At 53.9% G+C, this 19,111-nt stretch carries 12 protein-coding genes; 4 read left to right on the top strand and 8 right to left on the bottom strand.

The annotated features are described in order from the left end of the window. From ACXAG1_RS09895 to ACXAG1_RS09885, 3 genes are all read right to left on the bottom strand, one after another. A partial coding sequence (locus tag ACXAG1_RS09895; RefSeq protein WP_475119624.1) for a two-partner secretion domain-containing protein occupies window positions 1-2,297 on the bottom strand: 2,297 nt, incomplete at its 3' end. 66 nt (window positions 2,298-2,363) lie between these two features. Beyond that, window positions 2,364-4,334: a ShlB/FhaC/HecB family hemolysin secretion/activation protein gene (locus ACXAG1_RS09890; protein ID WP_475119623.1), complete on the bottom strand. Its 1,971-nt coding sequence runs from the start codon at window positions 4,332-4,334 to the stop codon at window positions 2,364-2,366. Between the two features lie 169 nt (window positions 4,335-4,503). Beyond that, entirely contained in the window at window positions 4,504-7,107 is a 2,604-nt protein-coding gene (locus ACXAG1_RS09885; RefSeq protein ID WP_475119622.1) for a bifunctional serine/threonine-protein kinase/formylglycine-generating enzyme family protein, read from the bottom strand. 647 nt (window positions 7,108-7,754) lie between these two features. Here ACXAG1_RS09885 and ACXAG1_RS09880 point away from each other — a divergent pair. The 4 genes from ACXAG1_RS09880 to ACXAG1_RS09865 all read left to right on the top strand — a co-directional run bounded on the left by ACXAG1_RS09880 (window position 7,755) and on the right by ACXAG1_RS09865 (window position 11,280). Then, window positions 7,755-8,243: an Hcp family type VI secretion system effector gene (locus ACXAG1_RS09880; RefSeq protein WP_043319667.1), complete on the top strand. Its 489-nt coding sequence runs from the start codon at window positions 7,755-7,757 to the stop codon at window positions 8,241-8,243. A 212-nt stretch (window positions 8,244-8,455) separates the two neighbouring features. Continuing rightward, window positions 8,456-10,360: a type VI secretion system Vgr family protein gene (locus tag ACXAG1_RS09875; RefSeq protein ID WP_475091523.1), complete on the top strand. Its 1,905-nt coding sequence runs from the start codon at window positions 8,456-8,458 to the stop codon at window positions 10,358-10,360. An 11-nt stretch (window positions 10,361-10,371) separates the two neighbouring features. After that, window positions 10,372-10,947, top strand: coding sequence for a DUF6931 family protein (locus ACXAG1_RS09870; protein WP_475091522.1), 576 nt, complete (start codon window positions 10,372-10,374; stop codon window positions 10,945-10,947). A 39-nt stretch (window positions 10,948-10,986) separates the two neighbouring features. Beyond that, window positions 10,987-11,280, top strand: coding sequence for a PAAR domain-containing protein (locus tag ACXAG1_RS09865; RefSeq protein ID WP_475119621.1), 294 nt, complete (start codon window positions 10,987-10,989; stop codon window positions 11,278-11,280). A 72-nt stretch (window positions 11,281-11,352) separates the two neighbouring features. Here ACXAG1_RS09865 and tssH read toward each other — a convergent pair whose 3' ends face one another. The 5 genes from tssH to tssC form a co-directional block, all read right to left on the bottom strand. After that, on the bottom strand, window positions 11,353-14,004 hold the full coding sequence (gene tssH, locus ACXAG1_RS09860; protein ID WP_475119620.1) for a type VI secretion system ATPase TssH: 2,652 nt from the start codon (window positions 14,002-14,004) through the stop codon (window positions 11,353-11,355). 154 nt (window positions 14,005-14,158) lie between these two features. Beyond that, on the bottom strand, window positions 14,159-15,292 hold the full coding sequence (tssG, locus tag ACXAG1_RS09855) for a type VI secretion system baseplate subunit TssG (RefSeq protein ID WP_475119619.1): 1,134 nt from the start codon (window positions 15,290-15,292) through the stop codon (window positions 14,159-14,161). Continuing rightward, a complete protein-coding gene (gene tssF, locus ACXAG1_RS09850; protein WP_475119618.1) occupies window positions 15,256-17,085 on the bottom strand; it encodes a type VI secretion system baseplate subunit TssF in 1,830 nt (609 codons plus the stop codon). Before tssF ends, tssG begins: the two co-directional genes overlap by 37 nt. Beyond that, the gene (gene tssE / locus ACXAG1_RS09845) at window positions 17,085-17,558 is read right to left on the bottom strand and encodes a type VI secretion system baseplate subunit TssE (RefSeq protein WP_475119617.1); all 474 of its coding nucleotides are present in this window, start codon (window positions 17,556-17,558) and stop codon (window positions 17,085-17,087) included. The genes tssF and tssE overlap by 1 nt, the downstream gene beginning before the upstream one ends. After that, entirely contained in the window at window positions 17,558-19,072 is a 1,515-nt protein-coding gene (tssC, locus tag ACXAG1_RS09840; RefSeq protein ID WP_475119616.1) for a type VI secretion system contractile sheath large subunit, read from the bottom strand. The genes tssE and tssC overlap by 1 nt, the downstream gene beginning before the upstream one ends. Window positions 19,073-19,111: the final 39 nt, after the last annotated feature.

The following is a 19,111-nucleotide window of genomic DNA, read 5'->3' as shown; positions in this document are numbered from 1 at the left end:
CCTGCAGCAATAGAATTGGCCCCACCATTACCGAGCACTTGACCAAGTCCGGTGTAGCTAAACGAGCTGCTATCTGTGACCTGACCATCGGCATCAAGGAGATCGACGGACACATCAGAACCACTGACACTGAATTTCTCATTGGCATCTCCACCTAAGAGATTCCCGCCATTCGTGTCAATCACCTCTACATCACTAAAAATAATATTTGAAAAACTAACTGTTTCATCAAAAACCACTGAGAGGTCGGTGGCGGAGGGGGACATCACAACGTCCCGGTCACTAGCCTGCTCTCCCCCCGCAACCGTATCTACGCCACTAAATGTCAGCTTGGACACAGTTTCGTAAACGGCCTTATTTTGGGATTGCACCTCAAAGGTCTCATCTACCCCATTGGCACCAGTAACACTTGAGCTTGCGACACTAGTGAGATCGGAAAAAAGTAAGCCGCCTGCAGAAACCTGACCTTCCACACCAGTCAGTGTGACTGCACCTGCAGCAATAGAATTGGCCCCACCATTACCGAGCACTTGACCAAGTCCGGTGTAGCTAAACGAGCTGCTATCTGTGACCTGACCATCGGCATCAAGGAGATCGACGGACACATCAGAACCACTGACACTGAATTTCTCATTGGCATCTCCACCTAAGAGATTCCCTCCATTCGTGTCAATTACTTCTATATCGCTGAATGTAATTTCAGAAAAAGTAACGGTATTGGACGTAGATACTGAGAGGTCAGTAGAGCTTGGTAATATTACGACATCTCGGTCATTTGGAATCCCATCGCCATCAAAAGATTCTCCGCCAGATACTGAGTCGAAATCAACAAACTCCACACCAGAAAATCTTACACCATTTTCCGTCAAGGAAAATTCATCATTTCCATCGGTACCATTTAATGTTGCGCCAACTATCTCAATCCGATCAGCGCCAGTTATACGAGCAATTTCGGCAGGTACGCCCTCACTATTTACGTTATTCGCAACAAAAACATTGGGCTCACTTTCGTCAATCTTGACATCGGTTATACTTTCAACTCCGCTCAAATTAAAACCGTGATGCCCGCCACGGTTCTCAATCTCAACTGGCAAATTACCAGTAATCGTTACATTGCCCAAATCACTTACGGTTGGCTCAACGGGGTTGCCGTCGCCATCCCGCGGAACTTCTTCGGCATCTGATTTACCAACTGACATAGACAGCTTAGTAGCAGTGATTACGTTCGAGTTGTTAAAACCATCGACAGCGCTAATATTCAGACCTTCCCCTAGAGCCGCGCCGAAATCTGCCCCTTCTGCCGATACAGTGATGCTTCCACTATTATTGATTCTTCCAACCCCGTCACTTTCGGAATCAACTGACGCAACTAATCGAACACTCCCACCAGTAGTATCAATTCCAGAAGCTTTTATCGTTCCTGCATTATTTACCGCGTAGTTAAACAGGTTATCCGCCACTCTCGTTTCAATGACGACATGCGCACCATCGAGAACACCGCTATTAAACACGGATTCATCGACTTCCAATTCGTTTCTGAGCGCGCCAGACTCAACTGCCACAGAGACAAGTCCCGAAGTGCCCACTGAAATTGTTGCGCTATTAGCGCCTACCATATTGATAGTGCCCTTGCTCGCAAATATCGATCCCGTGAATTCAGAACCCTCGATGGTCTCTTTCAGATTCCGCACACTATTACCAATTAAAGTCACATCGCCAGCATGAGCAGTTATTTGACCTAGATTGGAAACAAGACCGGCTGCGTTTCCTGTTGCATCCGAAATCCCTGATGCATTTATTTTAAGTAATTCACCCTCATCTGCATCACCAATGGAAGAGGCCAACCCAGATACTGTTAATGCACCGACATTTACCGTGGCTGCCTGCGAAAAAATCACACCGCGCGGATTAATAAGTACCACATGGCCATCGGAGCTTAGCGAACCCAAAATTGAACTACTACCATTTAGAACATTATTCACTACAAGGTTGGTACTGCTATAAGAGCCACTTCCATTTTCGAAGTTGTAATCTACATCCCCAAAATCAAAACGGACTTCTTCACCCTCGGCAATATTGAAATTATTCCAATCAATTTCGGTTACAGTGGTTTTTTCAGCAATAGTCACCAGTGTCTTAACATCGGCGGCATCATCAGTGATACTTACCACATCAATGTCAATGCCCGAAACATCCCCAGAACCAGAAGTGACCTGAGCATAAGCCCCCTGCGCTGCATACATTCCCAGGCAGGCCAGTTTGATTGCATTTGAAAGAAGAGTTTTCTTGGTGTTCATAATGTCGTTCGCTGTTGTGCGCTAGATATCCGTATCTGGTGGACGGCGTACTTTGGAGTTGGGGTATTACTGCAAGAAGTAGGAGAAGTCCGCGTAGATTCTCGGCTCTTCGGCGTCGTCGCCGGTGCCGTCGATCGAGGAGCGGGACATGGTGGGCCATGCGAGGGAAAGTTGGCTGGCCCAGTTTTCGTTCCAGCTGAATTTCACTAGCAGGCCGGCACCGGAGAGGGCGGCCCAGTCGTTCTCTACCATGGGCTCAAAGTTCTCGACGACGCCGTAGCCGGCATCGGCGATCAGGGCTACCTGGACCATGTCACTCAGCCGGTTGCCGAAAATACGCGGGTTGATGGCATTCGGGAGGCTGGGGTACCACTCGGCGGAGATGAGCGCGGCCTGGTCTGAAGAGAAGTCGCGGACGTCAAATGCTCGCACACCATTGGCGCCGCCAAGAGAAAACTGCTCAAAAGATGGCAACGCGCTTTCGCTGTATTGCCAGCGGCTTTTTACCACCAGACGGGATTGGGCGTCGGTGAAAGGCATGGGCAGGAATAACAGCGAGCTGGTTTCTGCGGCAAACTTGCTAAAGTCATCACCGCGACCTGCTTCAACCGTATTCTGGAACTGGCCAAACTGGGCTTTTGCGTTGACCACGTTCAGCATGGGGATACGGCCACCGGACAGAGCGTCCATATAGAAACCGAACTCCCCGCCGATTACATGATCGCCACCATCTGGCAACGCGATTACGGCTTCAATCTCGGATTTTTTCTCGGTAGCAGAAACGGACGCGGTAATATTAAAGTCGCGGGAACGACGGAACTTGTGTTCTACGTTCAGCGCATAGCTTTCGTTAACGCCGTTGATATCCAGAAGGTTAATAAAGTTATTCGGATCTTCCAGATCCTGCAGCACAAATTCATTGTAGTCTGCGGATAGCTGTAGGCGGGTGCGCGCACCGAACAGCGGTAGGCTGTATTTGAACTGACCCAGATTGGATCCAAAACCAGAGTCGAAGCTGTCACTGCCATCTGAGCGCAAATAGCCCACGGTCAGCTCATCACCAATGCCCAACGGGTTAAACCAGTCGACGGAGGTGAATACGCGATTGTCGCCGGTAAACGTAGAGCCGTGGTTGTCCATACGGGTAACGAGGCGCCAGCCACTTTCATCGCGCACCTTCAGGTTCAGGCGGGTTTCACCAGGGTTGTCGCCGGGGCTGAAGTAGCCGGTTACGTTTAGGGCGGGAAGGTCATTGAGCAGGTAGAGGCTTTCCTCAACGCTTTCGTGATTGACCAGCTTTCCTTGCTGACGTTCGAAAGCGCCAGCGAGGCGCTTGTCACTGTATTTCTGGTTGTCGTGCACGGAGACCTGCCCGAGCACGCCCTCCTGTACACTAAAGGTAACGATACCGTCTTTTACTTCCTGGGCCGGAATCTGTACCTGGGCGAGAAACAGGCCCTGCTGGCGGTAAAAACGGGTGAGCTCTGCGGCGATGTCTTCCAGGTCACCGTAGGTCAGTCCGCGCAGGGCGTTCTGACGCTCGATCACATTGACCAGCCGGCGCAGCTCCCGTGGACCCAGCTCGTCTGGTGAGAATCTTGCGCCCATGCCATCCAACATCAGCGCCAGCTCTTTCAGATTCTCCAGGGTATAGCCACCGGCGACGATCTTGTCTTCCTGCATATATTTGACACGCAGGGCCTCGGCCTTGGCTTCAACAACGGCTTTTTCAATGCCGTATTCCGGATACTCCTGCAGACGGTGAAAGCGAAACTCTTTTACGGAGATACGCGGACCGATTTCACGGCCGGAAACTTCCGGAATATCGGTGTCCAGATTGGGGTCACGCGCTTCGCGCACACGGCGTTCAAACTCGCGCTGAACGTCCTCATCATTTACATGGGGCACGTCCTGCTCGAAGGCTTGACGCACCCGACTGCGAAAGCTGGAGTCACTCTGTTGCGCTTCTGCGTGTAGCGCCAACACCATCATGCCCGCCATAGCGGTGCACAACCATTCCTTGCTCAATGAAGACACGGATCCCCCCAAGAGTTCCTTTCTCAATATGGCGCGGCACGCGGGCTTTGACCTGCACGCCGCTAATATTCAATTTTTTAATTTGATAGGTGGTATCCGCAGGCTCCCAAAAACAGCGGTCGCACCCTTTATTGATTCTGCTCAGATGCTCTCTGACTTCCCGATCCAATTAGCGGACAATGTCCCGGACCACACGGAAACCGGTAAATTCATCCGCATGACCGCTGTGGAACATTTTGGATGTAGCCAGGCAACGACTCATGGGATCCTGGCGACTGCCACCGGCGGCCAGCAGATTGTTATCCACATCAAACACCCACTCCTGCACGTTACCCACCGCATTGACGACCCCAAACGGGTTTGCGGTACCCGAGCGGACTGCAACCAGTTCCGCGCCTTTCTCGATACCGCCATAACGCAGATAACAGTTGCGATCAGAAACTTCTGGCTGGCCATTGGCGCTAGCGGCGGCGAACCACTCGCGCTCGGTGGGCAAGCGATAGCCGCGTCCGGTTTCCTCGCTCAACCAAGTTAGGTAGGCCCGCACTTGGGACAGCTCGAGGTTGTGCACAGGGAGCTGAGCGTCGCCTGCTGCCGCGGGTGTACAGGCGCCGGTGGCGGCGCAGAATTTGGAGAATTCCGCGCGGCTGACTTCAAACTTACCCACAGCCAGTGGACGGCCGGAGCCACCATTGACCACTACCATCTCCGGGGCGTTTCCACCGGAAGCCATTGGGTCGGCGCAGGTGTAGCGCTCCCCACGGGCACCGCTTCCTGGACGCAGGTGTGCGCAATAGTCGATATCCAGATCGGTAAGCACGGCCTGCTTGGGCAGCATTGCCTGCGCATTTTCCAGTAGCGATGCGGTATTGGCCGGGCTTTTCAGTGCGAGCTTGCCGAAACAGCCGGCGAGTTCCTCCCCGACTACGGGACGCAACAGCTGGGCCTTGGTCGGGTCGATCGCCGCGAGGCGAGAAAGGGTATTGCCAATGAGTGGCAGGTTGATCTTGAAGTCACACTTGAGCGTGCCTTCCATATCATCAAGTACCATATCGATTTGTTGCTGCTTCTCCCGCGCGAGACGCAATTGCTCGGCACGCAGCGCCTCCCGACGCAGGCGGTCTTCCTCGCGCTCCGCCGCCAAACGCTCTTCTTCCAGCTTGCGCCGCAGCTCTTCGCGCTCTTCATTCAGCTGTGCACGAATGGCATCGGCGCCAGCGACGTTCTCATTCCAGTCCGCCGCGCGCCCGAGCATTTCTTCGGCCGGCTCCAGATTGCCAAGATTCAGCTGACCGGTAGCCGCGGCGATAAACAGGTCGGATACGGTACGGTGTACGGTTTCACCGAAGTTGCCGTCGCTCGGGTTAAGCTTGGTGTACTCCTGCAGCTCGATACGCAGGTCGCGCTCCCAGGTAGGAGTCAACACACTGAGCCCCAACAGGCGCTCGACCGCTTCTTTCTTATCGGCGATACGACGTTGCAATAGTTCTTGCTCGAGTTTTTTCTCCAGCTCGACCTTTACCCGCTGCTGCTCGGCCACATTTTCCTGTTCAAGGTGGTTATAGCCGATACCGCCAGCAACCAGAGTGGCAGCGAACAGCGTTCCGAAGGCCCACTTCCAGCCGGTTTTGCCGTAGAACTTCTGTACAAATCGTTCGACGGTATCGGTGCGATCTTCGCGGTGGAAAGCGAGTGCAGATTCCAGTGCGCGCCACTGGCGACGTGTCAATGAGCGAATGCGCTTGGGCTTGAGTTTTTGCTGGAAGGCCTTGTCGGCAGGTACCTTGTTATACGGGTGACGGCCGGAGAAAAGTTCGTAGGCCACACACCCCAGGGCGAACACATCATCACTGGGCTGCGGCTCACCGCCTTTCAGCATTTCCAGGCTGGCATAGGCGGGGGTCAGTGCACCCAGGGTACCTGCATCAAAAACGGTTTTTTCACCGGCCTTACTGGCAATACCCCCTTCGGACACCGCGCGGGCGATACCAAAGTCGATAACCTTCGCGCCTTTTTTGCTGGTGACGAAGATATTGCCAGGCTTGAAGTCCGAGTGGACGATACGGTGGGAGTGGGCATAGATCAGAGCCTGGGACACATCACGCAGGATGGCTTCGGCACGCTCTTTCTCCAACCCGACATCGAGATGTTCCCGCAGCAGCTTATCGAGGGGCGCCCCTTCAAGAAACTCCATGGTCATAAAGACCCGGTCACCTTCGCGGTCGAAATCGTACACGGTTACGATATTAGGGTGCGCCAGCGTCTGGGATTTGCGCGCTTCACGCTGCAGGGAGATAAACGCGTCGGGATGCTTCTGGAAATCTTCGTTCAGCAGCTTGATCGCGACATAGGGGTCACTGTCGCTGGCTTCCAGTTTGCGACGGTCGAGCGCCTTGTATACTGCACCCATACCACCCACACCGAGCAGCTTATCGAGCTCGAATCGCCCCTTGATGATGGTTTTGGTTACCGCCCCCTCACGTGAAGTGGATGGCTCAAAGTGCACAGCCTCACGAGGACGGGGAAGTGAATCGGGAAGGCCGCCAGAATCAACGATCACTGTTGCGTCGATACCGCCAACTGCACTGGCAACACTCTGTATGCCGGATGCCGCCTCGCCGGCACTTGCGGGGACGAGGCCGGGGTTCCCGCCGACGGGAGGATGGTCGTTGGCACCCGTATTTTCATTGCCAACAAATACCGTGACATCCGAGTCGTCACAGGCCGACAGATTTTCCGCAGCTTTCTGGATTATGCGGGTCTTGTCATTCACAACCATCTCCCTGGTGTAAATTCGACGGCGGTTCCTCTCGCCGACTAGGTATTAAATTGCGCTGGCTGCGCACCAAGCCCCGATGAGATCTGCACTATCCAAACCTACCAATATGCAAACGGGAACTCGCCTAAAGGCCGCGAAGTATATCGAAGGGCAAATGCGCCAACAATTGATTGACGCACTGTTTTACGCGATTTCTGATTACATTTCGTTACACAACTGGTTAGTCCATACCAGTTAGGCAGAAACTGAAACCATAGTACCAACAGTGCGGAACACTAAGTGGCACAACGAATCTATTTTCGGTGATGACTGGAACGATTGTACCAATCAGTATCTCTAACCTTTGACTTTCGACACGCAACCATCAAACCCGGATTCACCCACTCAGAGTCACTCTTAATCTCAATTTTTATTCGTGCCAGAGTCAAATTTAATGAGTCGGTACTAGCAGTCATCATTGTCGGGAATCAACAATTAAATAGTGCCAGAGTCGATTTAATAATTACCACAAACGGTTTTTTTTTGATTTTGTCTCTGCTTAAATTCATCCCGCCTGCCAACTACGGCACTCCTTGAACTACTGCAATCGCGGTGGAAAAGGAAAACCCACCATAGATCCATACCATATTGAGGGATTAACCATGGCCATTTACATGAACTTCAACAACAAGGCTCCTGCCGGTAACGTAACTGCGAAAGGTTACGAAGACTGGATTGAAGTTGATAGCTTCAACTTCGGCGTAGGCCGCGGCATCTCCATGGAAGCCGGCGCGGTTGCCAATCGTGAAGCGACTCGCCCCAGCCTGAGCGAAGTGACCGTAACCAAGCGTATCGATGCGGCTTCCGGTGGCCTGTTCAAGTCCTCCGTAACCGGTGACGAAGGCGTAAAAGTTGAGATCCACGTCGTTCAAACTGGCGCAAACTCTGTAGAAAAGTTCGCGGTTTACACCCTGGAAGACGTTCTGATTTCCTCATACAGCATCTCCGCTGCCGCGGGTGGTGCTCCGGCTGAGTCCATCTCCCTGAGCTTCGCCAAAATCGAAGCGGACCTGAACCACGCCGACAAAACCAACAAGAACCCGAAAAACATGCGCGTCGGATACGACCTCACTACTGCGACCCCGCTGTAATCTGGTTTACGCCACACGGAAGCCGGGCTTTGCAGCAATGGGCTGTCAAGCCCGGCTTTTTTCCGTTGTAAAGTGATCAATTTTCTCGTACGCGGTTCCAAGACGCCGGAAAATTGACGGCGACTTTTTGGGGAAGCGCCCCAATTACAAGGAATTCCGCTTTAGGGGCTCATTTTTGAGAGTCCCGGCACCGACAAGGACTTGGGGCTGATATGTCTTCACTCAATCAGGACAATCGCATGATCCGGACGGAATGTCCGATCGGCAAAGATATCTTTATCGCCACCGCCATTTCTGGCGAAGAGCATATCTCCAATACTTACCGCTACCAGCTCCGCCTGCTTTCCGATGATCATGAGATCACTCAGGACAAGATAGTCGGCAAGCCCTTTACTGCAACCATTCATCATGGTGATGCAGAAAAGACCATTCACGGCTATGTCACCCACTTCTCGATGTTTGACGTCAATGCCGAGGGGTTGCGGGAGTACACCGCAGTGATACAGCCTGGGCTCTGGTTCACCACCCTGACGGGAGAAAACCGGATCTTCGAGAAAAAGTCCGCGCTCGCAATCGTCGAAGAGGTTTTGAAGGAGCACGCAAGCGTTGTCTCTTTCAGTAAAAAAATTACCGGCGAACAACTGGACCGGGAATATTGCGTACAACACAACGAGAGTGACTTTCAGTTCATCAGCCGCTTACTGGCCGAAGAGGGCATTGCCTACTACTTCAAACAGTCAAACGGAAAGCACGAACTGGTACTGTGCGATGACAGCAAGAATTTTTATGACTGCCGCAGTGAGAAGCTCGAGTATGACGGCGGCGGCAGTCACCCGACCAAGCACTCCGTACGTAGCTGGCAGCGGGATTTCAATTACCACAGCGGTGGTTTCGCATTCAAAGACTATAACGAGTACACCCCGGACAAAGACAACGAGCAGAATGTTGCCACTGCAAGCAAGCTAAATAATGTAAAAGGCTATATTCAACAACTCTACGGCCGTAATCATTTCGAGGCCAAGTCTGACGGCACGCATATTTTCCACGACAGCCATCATAAAACCCTCACCGAGCGCGCGGTGGAGTCCCTGGAAGCCGGGTTCGATGTCGCGCGAGGCTCAAGTGACTGCGGAGAACTGAGTGCCGGCGGACGCTTTGAGCTCGCCCATTCCCTGAAGAGCGAAAGAGGTAAGTATTTACTCACCTCTCTCCGCCTGTCGGCAAAAGACAGTAACAGCGACGACTCTCAGTTCAGCAATACCTTTACCTGTATCCCTGAAAAGGTCATGCCGCGGCCAGCACCTTTCGCCAACCTGCACAAATCCTATGCCCCCCAACTGGCCACAGTGGTCGAGGTAAACGCAACGGACTCTTCCGGCTCTGCAGACAAATATACCCAGTTGAAAGTGAAGTTCCCCTGGAACTCCAGGCAGAACAGCTGCTGGATTCGTGTTTTGCAGTCGTTTTCCGGTAAAAACTGGGGAGCGAGCTTTGTTCCGCGCGTCGGGCAGGAAGTTGTAGTCAGCTACATCAACGGGGATCTGGATCGCCCTCTGGTGACTGGTGCTGTGTACAATGCCGACAACCCCGGACCGCAGTACACCGCCACCCAAAGCGGCTGGAAGACCCAGATCAAGGACAGTAAGTTTAATGAGCTGCGCTTTGACGACACCAAGGGCAGTGAAGAAATTTATATGGAGGCGGGCAAGGACCACAATTTCCAGATCAACAACGATCAGACCGGCAAGATCGACAACGATCAGACCCTGGAAATCAAAAACAACCGCTCTATCACCATCACCGAGGGCAATGAGACAATCACCCTCGGTAAAGGCAACCAGACAACGGATATTGAGGGCAATCAGTCAGTCACCCTGAAATCCGGGGATCACTCGGTTAGCGTTAAGTCAGGCAAACAGACCATCGACGTAATGGGCGCCATCAAGATCACCTCCAAAACCTCCATTGATCTGAAAGTGGGCGGAAACAGTATTTCCATCAAACCGTCTGGCATCGAAATCAAAGGCACCATGGTTACCTGTAAAGGAGATTCCATGGCGGAGGTAAAAGCCGGTGGCATCCTAACCCTCAAGGGCGGGGTTACAAAGATTAACTGACGGGTGAGATCATGACAGACCTGGTGAAAGTTCAGGCAACAACCGCGCAGGAGTTGCTCAAGGAAATAGAGATCAGTGATGAGGGCCAACCGCATCTGGTGCTGGATACTGCTCCAGAGATCAGCATCCTGCGATTAATGGAGGCGGGTTGCTACGGCGATGCGGTCAAGCTGCTGGCCCGCGGACTGCCCAAGCGCGAGGCCGTGTGGTGGGCTTGCCTGTGTACTCGAGAGATCCAGACACCGGAAACTGATGAGAACAATCGCAAGGCGCTGATGGCAGCAGAAAACTGGGTGAAGAAGCCGAGCGAAGAGCGCCGCCTGATCTGCAAGCAAATGGGCGAAGCCACCAAGTTCAAAACTCCTGCCAGCTGGGCGGCTACTGCGGCAAGCTGGTGTCATGGGAGTATGGCTGGGCCGGATGAACCAGTAGTGGAAGCACCAGAGCATCTGTACGCTCACGCAGTGGCAGGCAGTGTTTCCCTGGCTGCGGTTCAGAGTGACCCGGTTAACCCGGAGCAGCCTTTCGAGCGCTTTCTGCAACAGGGTCTGAACCTCGCCCGTGGCGGTAACGGCAAGGCTGCGTAAGTAGCGATCTGACAAACGAACTTTCGAGATGCATCGATTATGGGAAAACTCGCTTCACGAATTACCGATATGCATGTCTGTCCGATGGTGACCGGTACCGTTCCCCATGTGGGCGGCCCAATTCTCACCCCGGGTGGCCCCACGGTGCTGATCGGCAATATACCATCAGCGACCGTGGGCAGTACCTGTACCTGCGTGGGCCCGCCAGATTCGATCGCTATGGGTAGTACGACGGTACTGATCTCCAATAAGCCCGCTGCGCGCATGGGAGACACCACCACCCACGGGGGCAAGATCGTTATCGGTTGCCCAACGGTGCTAATCGGCGGTTAACAATCCACCACGAAAAAAGGCCGCGCTTCAATATGAGAAGGCGGCCTTTTTGTTTATATGGTGAGTAGCCGATTAACTTACCCGGTATTCAAATTCCCCTTCATCCGTTGCCCCGATGTGCACCTCGCGCACCTCTTCTCCACGGGCCATACAGTCCAGACACTGGCTCGCCAGTGCCGGCAATACCGTGCGATTCAGGATGACTTCGATATTGCGCGCACCTGTATCCGCCTCCTGGCACCGCGCGACGATATTGATCAGCACATCATCGTCATAACCGAATGCCGCACCGTAATGCTCTTTGACGCGTTTCTCGATGCGACGCATATTGATTTTACAGATCTCTACCAGATTCTCGTCATCGAGAGGGTAGTATGCGACTACATTCGCGCGCCCAAGAAAGGCGGGTTTGAATTTCTGCAATAGCTGCGGGCGAATATTGTCCAACAGAACATCTGGCTCCGGCTTTTCTTCTACCTGATTGAAGATCGCGCGGATTGCATCTTCGCCGGCGTTGGATGTCATGATAATTACGGTGTTTTTGAAGTCGATATCGCGGCCTTCACCATCTTTGATGGTGCCTTTATCGAACAGGTTATAAAAAATATCCTGTACACCTGGGTGGGCCTTCTCCATTTCGTCAAGCAGGATTACGGAGTAAGGTTTGCGGCGTGCGGCTTCCGTTAATACGCCGCCTTCACCGAAGCCAACATAACCGGGGGGAGAGCCAAGGAGCATGGAGACTTTGTGCTCTTCCTTGAACTCGGACATATTGATCGTGGTGATATTCTGTTCGCCACCAAACAAGGTATCCGCAAGTGCCAGTGCAGTTTCGGTTTTACCCACGCCACTGGTGCCGCAAAACAGGAATACACCAACGGGTTTGCGCGGGTCGGTAAGACCAGCGCGAGAGGTGCGGATCGCTTGGGCAACCGCTTCCAGTGCATGAGGCTGGCCGATTACCCGCTGGTTCAATCGCTCAGCCAGACTCTGCACCGCATGAATTTCGTCGGACACCATTTTGCCTACCGGTATTCCGGTCCAGTTGGCAATCACTGCAGCAATGGCCTGCTCGTCCACCTCAGGCTGCATCAATGGAGTCTCGCCCTGAATGTCCAGAAGCTGCGCAGTTAATTCCTGCAACTGTTGTTTCAGGTCTGCGAGTGCGGAATCATCGGTAGCCTCGGCACTCGCGCTGAACACTTCATCGATCTGATCACGCAGGGTGCGGATTTGGGTAATCAGCTCCAGCTCCTGCTGGTGTTGCCCCTGGAGTTTTGCAAGGCGGGTTTCCGCGCCCTCTTTGTCGGCCTGCAGTGTGGCCAACACCTCCTCATGGGCACCGGTCGCGGCGTTTTCACGGCGCAGTTTTTCCATGGTGCGCTCGGCGCCGGCAATAATTCGCTGGGCATCTTCAATCGCCCCCGGTGTGGCAGACTGGCTAAGTGCCACACGAGCGCAGGCGGTATCCAGCAGGCTGACGGATTTGTCCGGCAGCTGGCGGCCGGGTATGTAGCGGTGTGAGAGTTTTACAGAGGCCACGATTGCCTCGTCGAGAATCCGCACCTTGTGGTGGGACTCCAGACTGGTCGCTATGCCGCGCATCATATCAATGGCCTTCGTTTCGTCCGGCTCTTCCACTTTGACCACCTGGAATCGACGGGTCAGTGCCGGGTCGCGCTCAAAATATTTTTTGTATTCCGCCCAGGTGGTCGCAGCGATGGTGCGCAGCTCGCCGCGCGCTAGCGCGGGCTTGAGAAGATTCGCTGCATCGCCCTGCCCTTCCTTACCACCGGCACCAATCATGGTGTGGGCTTCGTCAATAAACAGAATAATCGGCGTGGCGGAGGCGCGCACTTCTTCGATCACGGACTTCAGGCGGTTCTCAAATTCGCCTTTGACACTGGCGCCGGCCTGTAGCAAACCCAAATCGAGGGTTCGCACCGCAACGTCGCGCAGCGGACCTGGCACGTCACCGGTGGCGATTCGCAATGCGAACCCCTCCACCACGGCGGTCTTGCCCACTCCCGCTTCGCCAGTCAGAATCGGATTGTTCTGTCGGCGCCGGGTGAGAATATCCACACACTGGCGGATTTCCTCATCGCGCCCCAGTACCGGATCTATCTCGCCGTTGCGCGCGCGCTCGGTCAGGTTAACGGTGTATTTGTCCAGAGCGGGCGCCTTGCTGGCTACCACCGCGGCTGTAGCAGAATCCCCGCTCTCAGCGGCACCGCTCAGGTGGTGAGACTCACCGGTACGGGAAAACATCGCCCGCGCAGTCTCGCGAATCGACTCGGGTGCAATACTTTTCAGCGCAGGGCAACTTTCCAGTATCTGACGACGGGAAGTCTCTTCCAACAGTAACGCCGCCAGCAAATGTCCCGAGCTCACCACACGGTGGCCGAAATCGATGGAGGCGAGCATCCAGCTGTTTTTTGCCGCCTCCACGATCGCCGGTGACAAGGCGGCCGGGCGGCTGCTTCCGGATTTGAAACCGGCGATGGCAGTGGCGAGTTGCTTGGCGAACTGCGAGGGATTGACGTCATGCTTTTCCAGCAGATGAAACAGATCCGTATCGGACTGATCCAGTAGTTTCAGCAGCCAGTGCTCAATTTCCACGTTGTACTGGTTTTGCGCTAGGCACAGGCCGGCGGCGCCTTCCAGAGATTCCCGCATATGCGGGGTCATGGTTTCCACAAGGCGTTTGAGATCGATATTGATCATACATTTTCCCTATTGGTAATCCGCCGTATCTGCCGAATCGAATTCTAGCAATATGAAGCGGTGGTTCCTTTAAATAGCGACTGAACTATATGACGAGGCGCAGTCAATGGAATGAACTTCGACTTTGAATCCGGGTTCAGATTCACTCGCGATGTTACGCGACCGGTAAGGCTTCTTCCGGCGACATCTGGTCAGCACTTAAACTGATATATACCGGTTCATCCGTTTCCAGCTCGGTAGACATATGGGTATTCCACCCGAGCAGAGGTTGGGTTGCGGCCTGATTTGATAACTGTACCGGTGCAACATCGTCGGTAAACAGGGTTGCCGAAATCTCGAAATCCATCTCGATACCGGCACTCAACTGGATAAACGATTTTAACGCTTCCAATTTTCCACCACCCGGAGCCATGGCCATGTGATCTTCATACGCCATGGGCTCGATCACCACGCGGAATTTATTCTGTGCCTGAAAACAGTGAGTACCCATTATCGTGTCTACGCCCAATCGGTTGTTTACACCAAGAGGTTGCTCTGGACCGGGGAGCCGGGTCAGCACGTCTTCTGGCAATGCGTCCCACTGCCCCTGAAACTGTTCAATGGATACATTCAGGCCAAAAAACTGGCGAATCATTTGCGCCAGCCCAGTGGCGGAGCACTGCTGTCTCCCCAGGTGACCGGCCAGCCCCAACAGGGCATCATCAGCTACCGGGAGGCGGTAGCGCATCTCCGAGGTGCCGAGCCCCGCGACCGAGGCTATTGCCTGAGTAAACAGATCCGGCTCGTTATCCCGGCGCAAGCGCGACTGCTCGTAGTTCACCGGTAGCTGATATTTTTGCCACGCCCTGTACAGCAGCGACACGTGGCGGTGATTAAAGATATCCAGAAAATCTTTCAACGCCGCGTTTTTTTCTTTCAGTTCCTGCTGTACCACTTCCGTCATGAAGTACGGCAGGACACCCTGGCTCCCCACAAGGCCGCCAAAGCCCACTTCCATTTCCCACTTTTCCACACGGCCTTCGCCTGTGGTTGTATTCCCCTTCTGCGGGCTCAACTTCAGTACGTCTGCACTGACAAACGACAGCGAGGTCTGTGACTTGAAGCGCAGAAACTCGCGAGATGGTGGCGTAGCAATTCCCAATCGTCTGCGCCCATAGGGCGAGTCGTCGCCCGGAGCGAGTACCGCGGACTCCAGCAGCCGTACCGCCTGAAAAAATTCAAACTGGTAGGGTGCGGTCCGCAGCTGTTCGATTACACCAGTGCTTTGTCGCCCGCGCGCGGTGGCCATCGCTTCAGCTCTCCGTCCCGACCGCTCAATTTTGCGATTAGCCGGGTAAATGAATTTATTGAACAGTAAAGACCGAGAAAACGTTCGATAACACTGGCAAACAGCAGTGCGCTGGTACCCTTGAGCATCATTGAATCCAGTTCGATGGTAACTTCCGTTCCGCGACACAGAACTACACTACCGTCGATCTGAATCGGTGCGGTGATCGGTCGGGTATCCAGTTTAAGCAATGCCTCGATCAGATTGCGGGTGCTGCCGGAATTTCGGAAGTCGTAAAGCCGCAGGATCTCTTTGAAGGCGTCATTACCACCTTCGCCGCTCAGGGAAAGATGGTTCAGATTCAGGTGAGATACCAATCGCCAGTATCCGCGCTCACGGCGCGGTGGTCGCAATGTCTCCGTGGGTGGCACAACGCAGCTGATACGCTGTGTCGGCGCGTCGCCGTCTACGATAGAAAGATACGGCTGGGCGTTGCCGGTGGGTAACTTCTTTGGCAGGTTGCGGTTACTGCAGGTCAGCTTCAGGTCGAGGGTCTGCCCACCGGCTTCCAACGGGCGAAACTCCAGATCTACCAGACTGACATCCAGCTCTGAAGCTTGCTCATTGCCGTGCTCGCCCTCAATCACATCCCGGCGCCGGGAGAACCAGAATGCACTTTGTGCATTGCCCGATTGACTGTGCTGTAAACCGTAAAACGGTCGGTAACGGGTGGTATTACCGGAAGAATCGGTGCCATTGACTTCGTCGATGGAGTACACCTCCAGTCCTTCGCTGCGGCGCACGTCCGGCACCACGTGATACAGATACTGGCGGTGATCGACCGGAATCGGATCAGCACTTTGGCTAAACAGGTTGATAACCGGCGTGCATCCGAGGGCAAACATATCCTGCGTCATCTGCTTTTCCAGCTCGTCGTGGGTTTCCGACAAATAGAAATACAGGTTCAGGGTGTCTCCGTAACGGGAGTCAATCGCATCGGCGAGTCCAGTGATATCTATGAACTGGAACTTTTCCGGGAAGGAAAAATATTCAGTCAACAGCCGGTATCCGACGAATGCGGTTTCCGGATAGGGTAAAAGCCCCTCATCGCTATTGAGCCCCACTTGCTGAATAGAGTTCGCTTCGAGCATAACCGGCGATGGGTCGCCCTCACCATTCGCCACCACCAGTTTGACGCACTTGGTCAACAGCAGGTCGTAGAGCTCACAAATATGGCTTGGCAAACCGCGCAGGTAAAAGCGAAGTATTTCAAGGGATAGCTCAGAGAAGGCCACTTCGCTGCTGAGGGTTTTCAGGGACAGCTTGAGTACGCCATTGGCCCCCTGGACATCGTTGCAGCCGGGCGCAATAAATGGACGCGCCATCAGGCTCGCTGATTCTACACGGAACGGTGAAATATCCACCGGATACCGACTGCTGAATCGGCAGGTCTGCCCGTGGAAGCTTTCTGACTCCAGCACCAGATCCTTTTCAAGATGCACAATAGCGTCCAGGTCCGGCTCAGGCTCAAACTGCACGATAGCACAGGAGGGAATCGGCCGCAGGTAATGTGGATATAAGGTTTCCAGGATCGCATCGGTGAGCTCGGGGAAGTCGTCGTTCAGCTTTTGCTGCACCCGCGCGTTCATATATGCGAAGCCGGAGAGCAATCGACCCACCAACGGATCATCTACGGTTTCGGCATCCAGCTGCAGACGCGATGCTGCTGCCGGATGTAAACGTGCAAATTCCCCCGCACTCTGCTGTACGAAGGCCAGTTCCCGCTCGTATAAATCAATCAGTTTTTCGCTCACTACAGAATCTCCGAGACATCTACGAGCTGGGTAACCGGGTTGAGTGTGGAATCAAACACGATTACCTCTGAGGCTGGGTTCACATGTAGTACCGCTTCCACTCGGAAGCGGATACTCGGATCTTCTACATCCACCTTGTCCTGAGTGGACACCTTGACCGAGCGAATACGAGGCTCGAAATCGAGAATAGTGCGTTCGATATCCCGGCAGAAGCGTTTGCGGCTATCTGCAGATGTCAGATTTATGGTGGATAGATCTGGCAATCCGAAATTGATATTGGAGCTCTCGAGGTGTTCGTGCTCTTCCGGCGCGGACATGCACCGGTAACGGGTATTGAACAGATATTCCAGATCCCGTCGCACCCCTTCGCGTAACTGTCGCAACACCTGATGCGGGCGATGAAGATCCACTTGTCCGGAAGACTCCAGCAGGCGATCCAGCAAGGGAGCAATCAGTCGCTTTTCCAGCGCCATCAGTTCACTGCTCCCACACCAATCTGCGACAGCGCGGTAGTCAGCTTCAATTCCGAGACCAGGTGGTCCACGGTATAGTGGCTCTTCAGGTGAATCACACTCTGGTAGCTACCGATCTTACCCGGCTCGTCCAGCACCCGTACTCGCGCTTCCCGAAGTGGATAGCGCGCAAGCATCTCCCAGGACAGGTCTTCGCGGCCGGTGGTGTAGCGATCCATCCACTGCTGCAACTGGCGCTCACAATCTGCGGCATTCATATAGGCACCGACTTTGTCGCGAATCATGACTTTGATGTAATGGGCGAAGCGCGATGCACAGAGAATCTGCTGCAACATACCACTTATACGCGCATTAGCTTGTGCAGCTTTAGAGCTGTACTGTTTGGTTTTCTGTAAAGATGGCACACTGTTGAATGCGCTATAAGGCGTGTCATAGCAGTGGCACAGACAGATAAAGCCGAGGTCACTCAGTTCGCGCTCGACAAAATCAGTCACCAGTATAGAGGTCGACATCTTCAGAAACTGTGGGCTGCTATCTACCCCGTACCCGAGTGCTGGCAACTGGGTAACCAGGCCACCGCCAAGATGATCACGCGCGACGCCACGAATATGTGAGAACCAGCCCACCTCATCGAATTCCCGCACCAACACGGCACCAATGGCAAAAACGCTGTTGCCCCACAGATAATTCTTACTGGTGGTTCCCGCAACTTCCTCGCGATAGCGCAGTCCGCGGTAGGCAGAAAAGCCTTCGGTGTGCGGCTCGCGCATCAATACCTGCGGCAGTGTGATACCGATAAATCGGCTGTCTTCCAGGTCCCGCAGGCTATTCCAACGGATGTACTGTTTCTCGCGAAAAATTTCACTGTAGTCCATGGGCTTGGCGAGGTCGTCGTAGCTGTCGACACCAAACAGTTGTGGCGTGGCACTGCAGATAAATGGTGCAAAGGCTGCCGCCGCAGTGTGCGCTATACCCTGCAGGGTAAATACGTCGTCAAAGGGGTGCCCCTCGAATGGACGATGCGATATGTAATAGTCACCGAGCAGCAGACCATAGGGCTCACCACCTGGCGTTCCAAACTCTTCGTTGTAAATCAGATGGAAGAAGCCTGACTGATCGAAGTCCGGTGCGCGCTCGATATCCCGGGACAGATCTTTCCAGCTCAAGTCGAGCAGCTTGATCTTGATATTGTCGGCGCTCGGTGTCTGCTGGATCAGCAGAGACAGGCCTCGCCAACTCGCTTCCAGACGCTGAAATTCTGGCGCGTGAATAATGTGATTAAGCTGTTCACTGATGAGTGTATCCAGCTCGCTGATCACGCCACTGATCCACTGACGCACACTGCTACTACGGGACGCGTCTCCGGTACCCCGCGCACTTACCCACAGCTCGAATGCAAACAGGTCATCGGGCTCGTCGAGAAATTCCTGTAGCCAGCTGGCCTCGGACACAGGTTCGCCGCCGCCATCCGCAGAAACACTGCCGGAATGTGTACTGTAAGAAACGGCAGACAAGACGAAAACTCCCCGGGATCCTTGGGACAGAATTTATAA

It is taken from the genome of Microbulbifer sp. ABE4_465, from assembly GCF_056160765.1.
This window is presented reverse-complemented; position numbering and strand designations above follow the sequence as displayed.

Excerpts from the sequence above, each read along its gene's own strand:
- ACXAG1_RS09880 (WP_043319667.1), top strand. The coding sequence starts at position 7,755 with ATGGCCATTTACATGAACTTCAACAACAAGGCTCCTGCCGGTAACGTA.
- ACXAG1_RS09870 (WP_475091522.1), top strand. The coding sequence starts at position 10,372 with ATGACAGACCTGGTGAAAGTTCAGGCAACAACCGCGCAGGAGTTGCTC.
- tssE (WP_475119617.1), bottom strand. The coding sequence starts at position 17,558 with ATGGCGCTGGAAAAGCGACTGATTGCTCCCTTGCTGGATCGCCTGCTG.
- tssH (WP_475119620.1), bottom strand. The coding sequence starts at position 14,004 with ATGATCAATATCGATCTCAAACGCCTTGTGGAAACCATGACCCCGCAT.
- ACXAG1_RS09865 (WP_475119621.1), top strand. The coding sequence starts at position 10,987 with ATGGGAAAACTCGCTTCACGAATTACCGATATGCATGTCTGTCCGATG.
- tssG (WP_475119619.1), bottom strand. The coding sequence starts at position 15,292 with ATGGCCACCGCGCGCGGGCGACAAAGCACTGGTGTAATCGAACAGCTG.
- ACXAG1_RS09875 (WP_475091523.1), top strand. The coding sequence starts at position 8,456 with ATGTCTTCACTCAATCAGGACAATCGCATGATCCGGACGGAATGTCCG.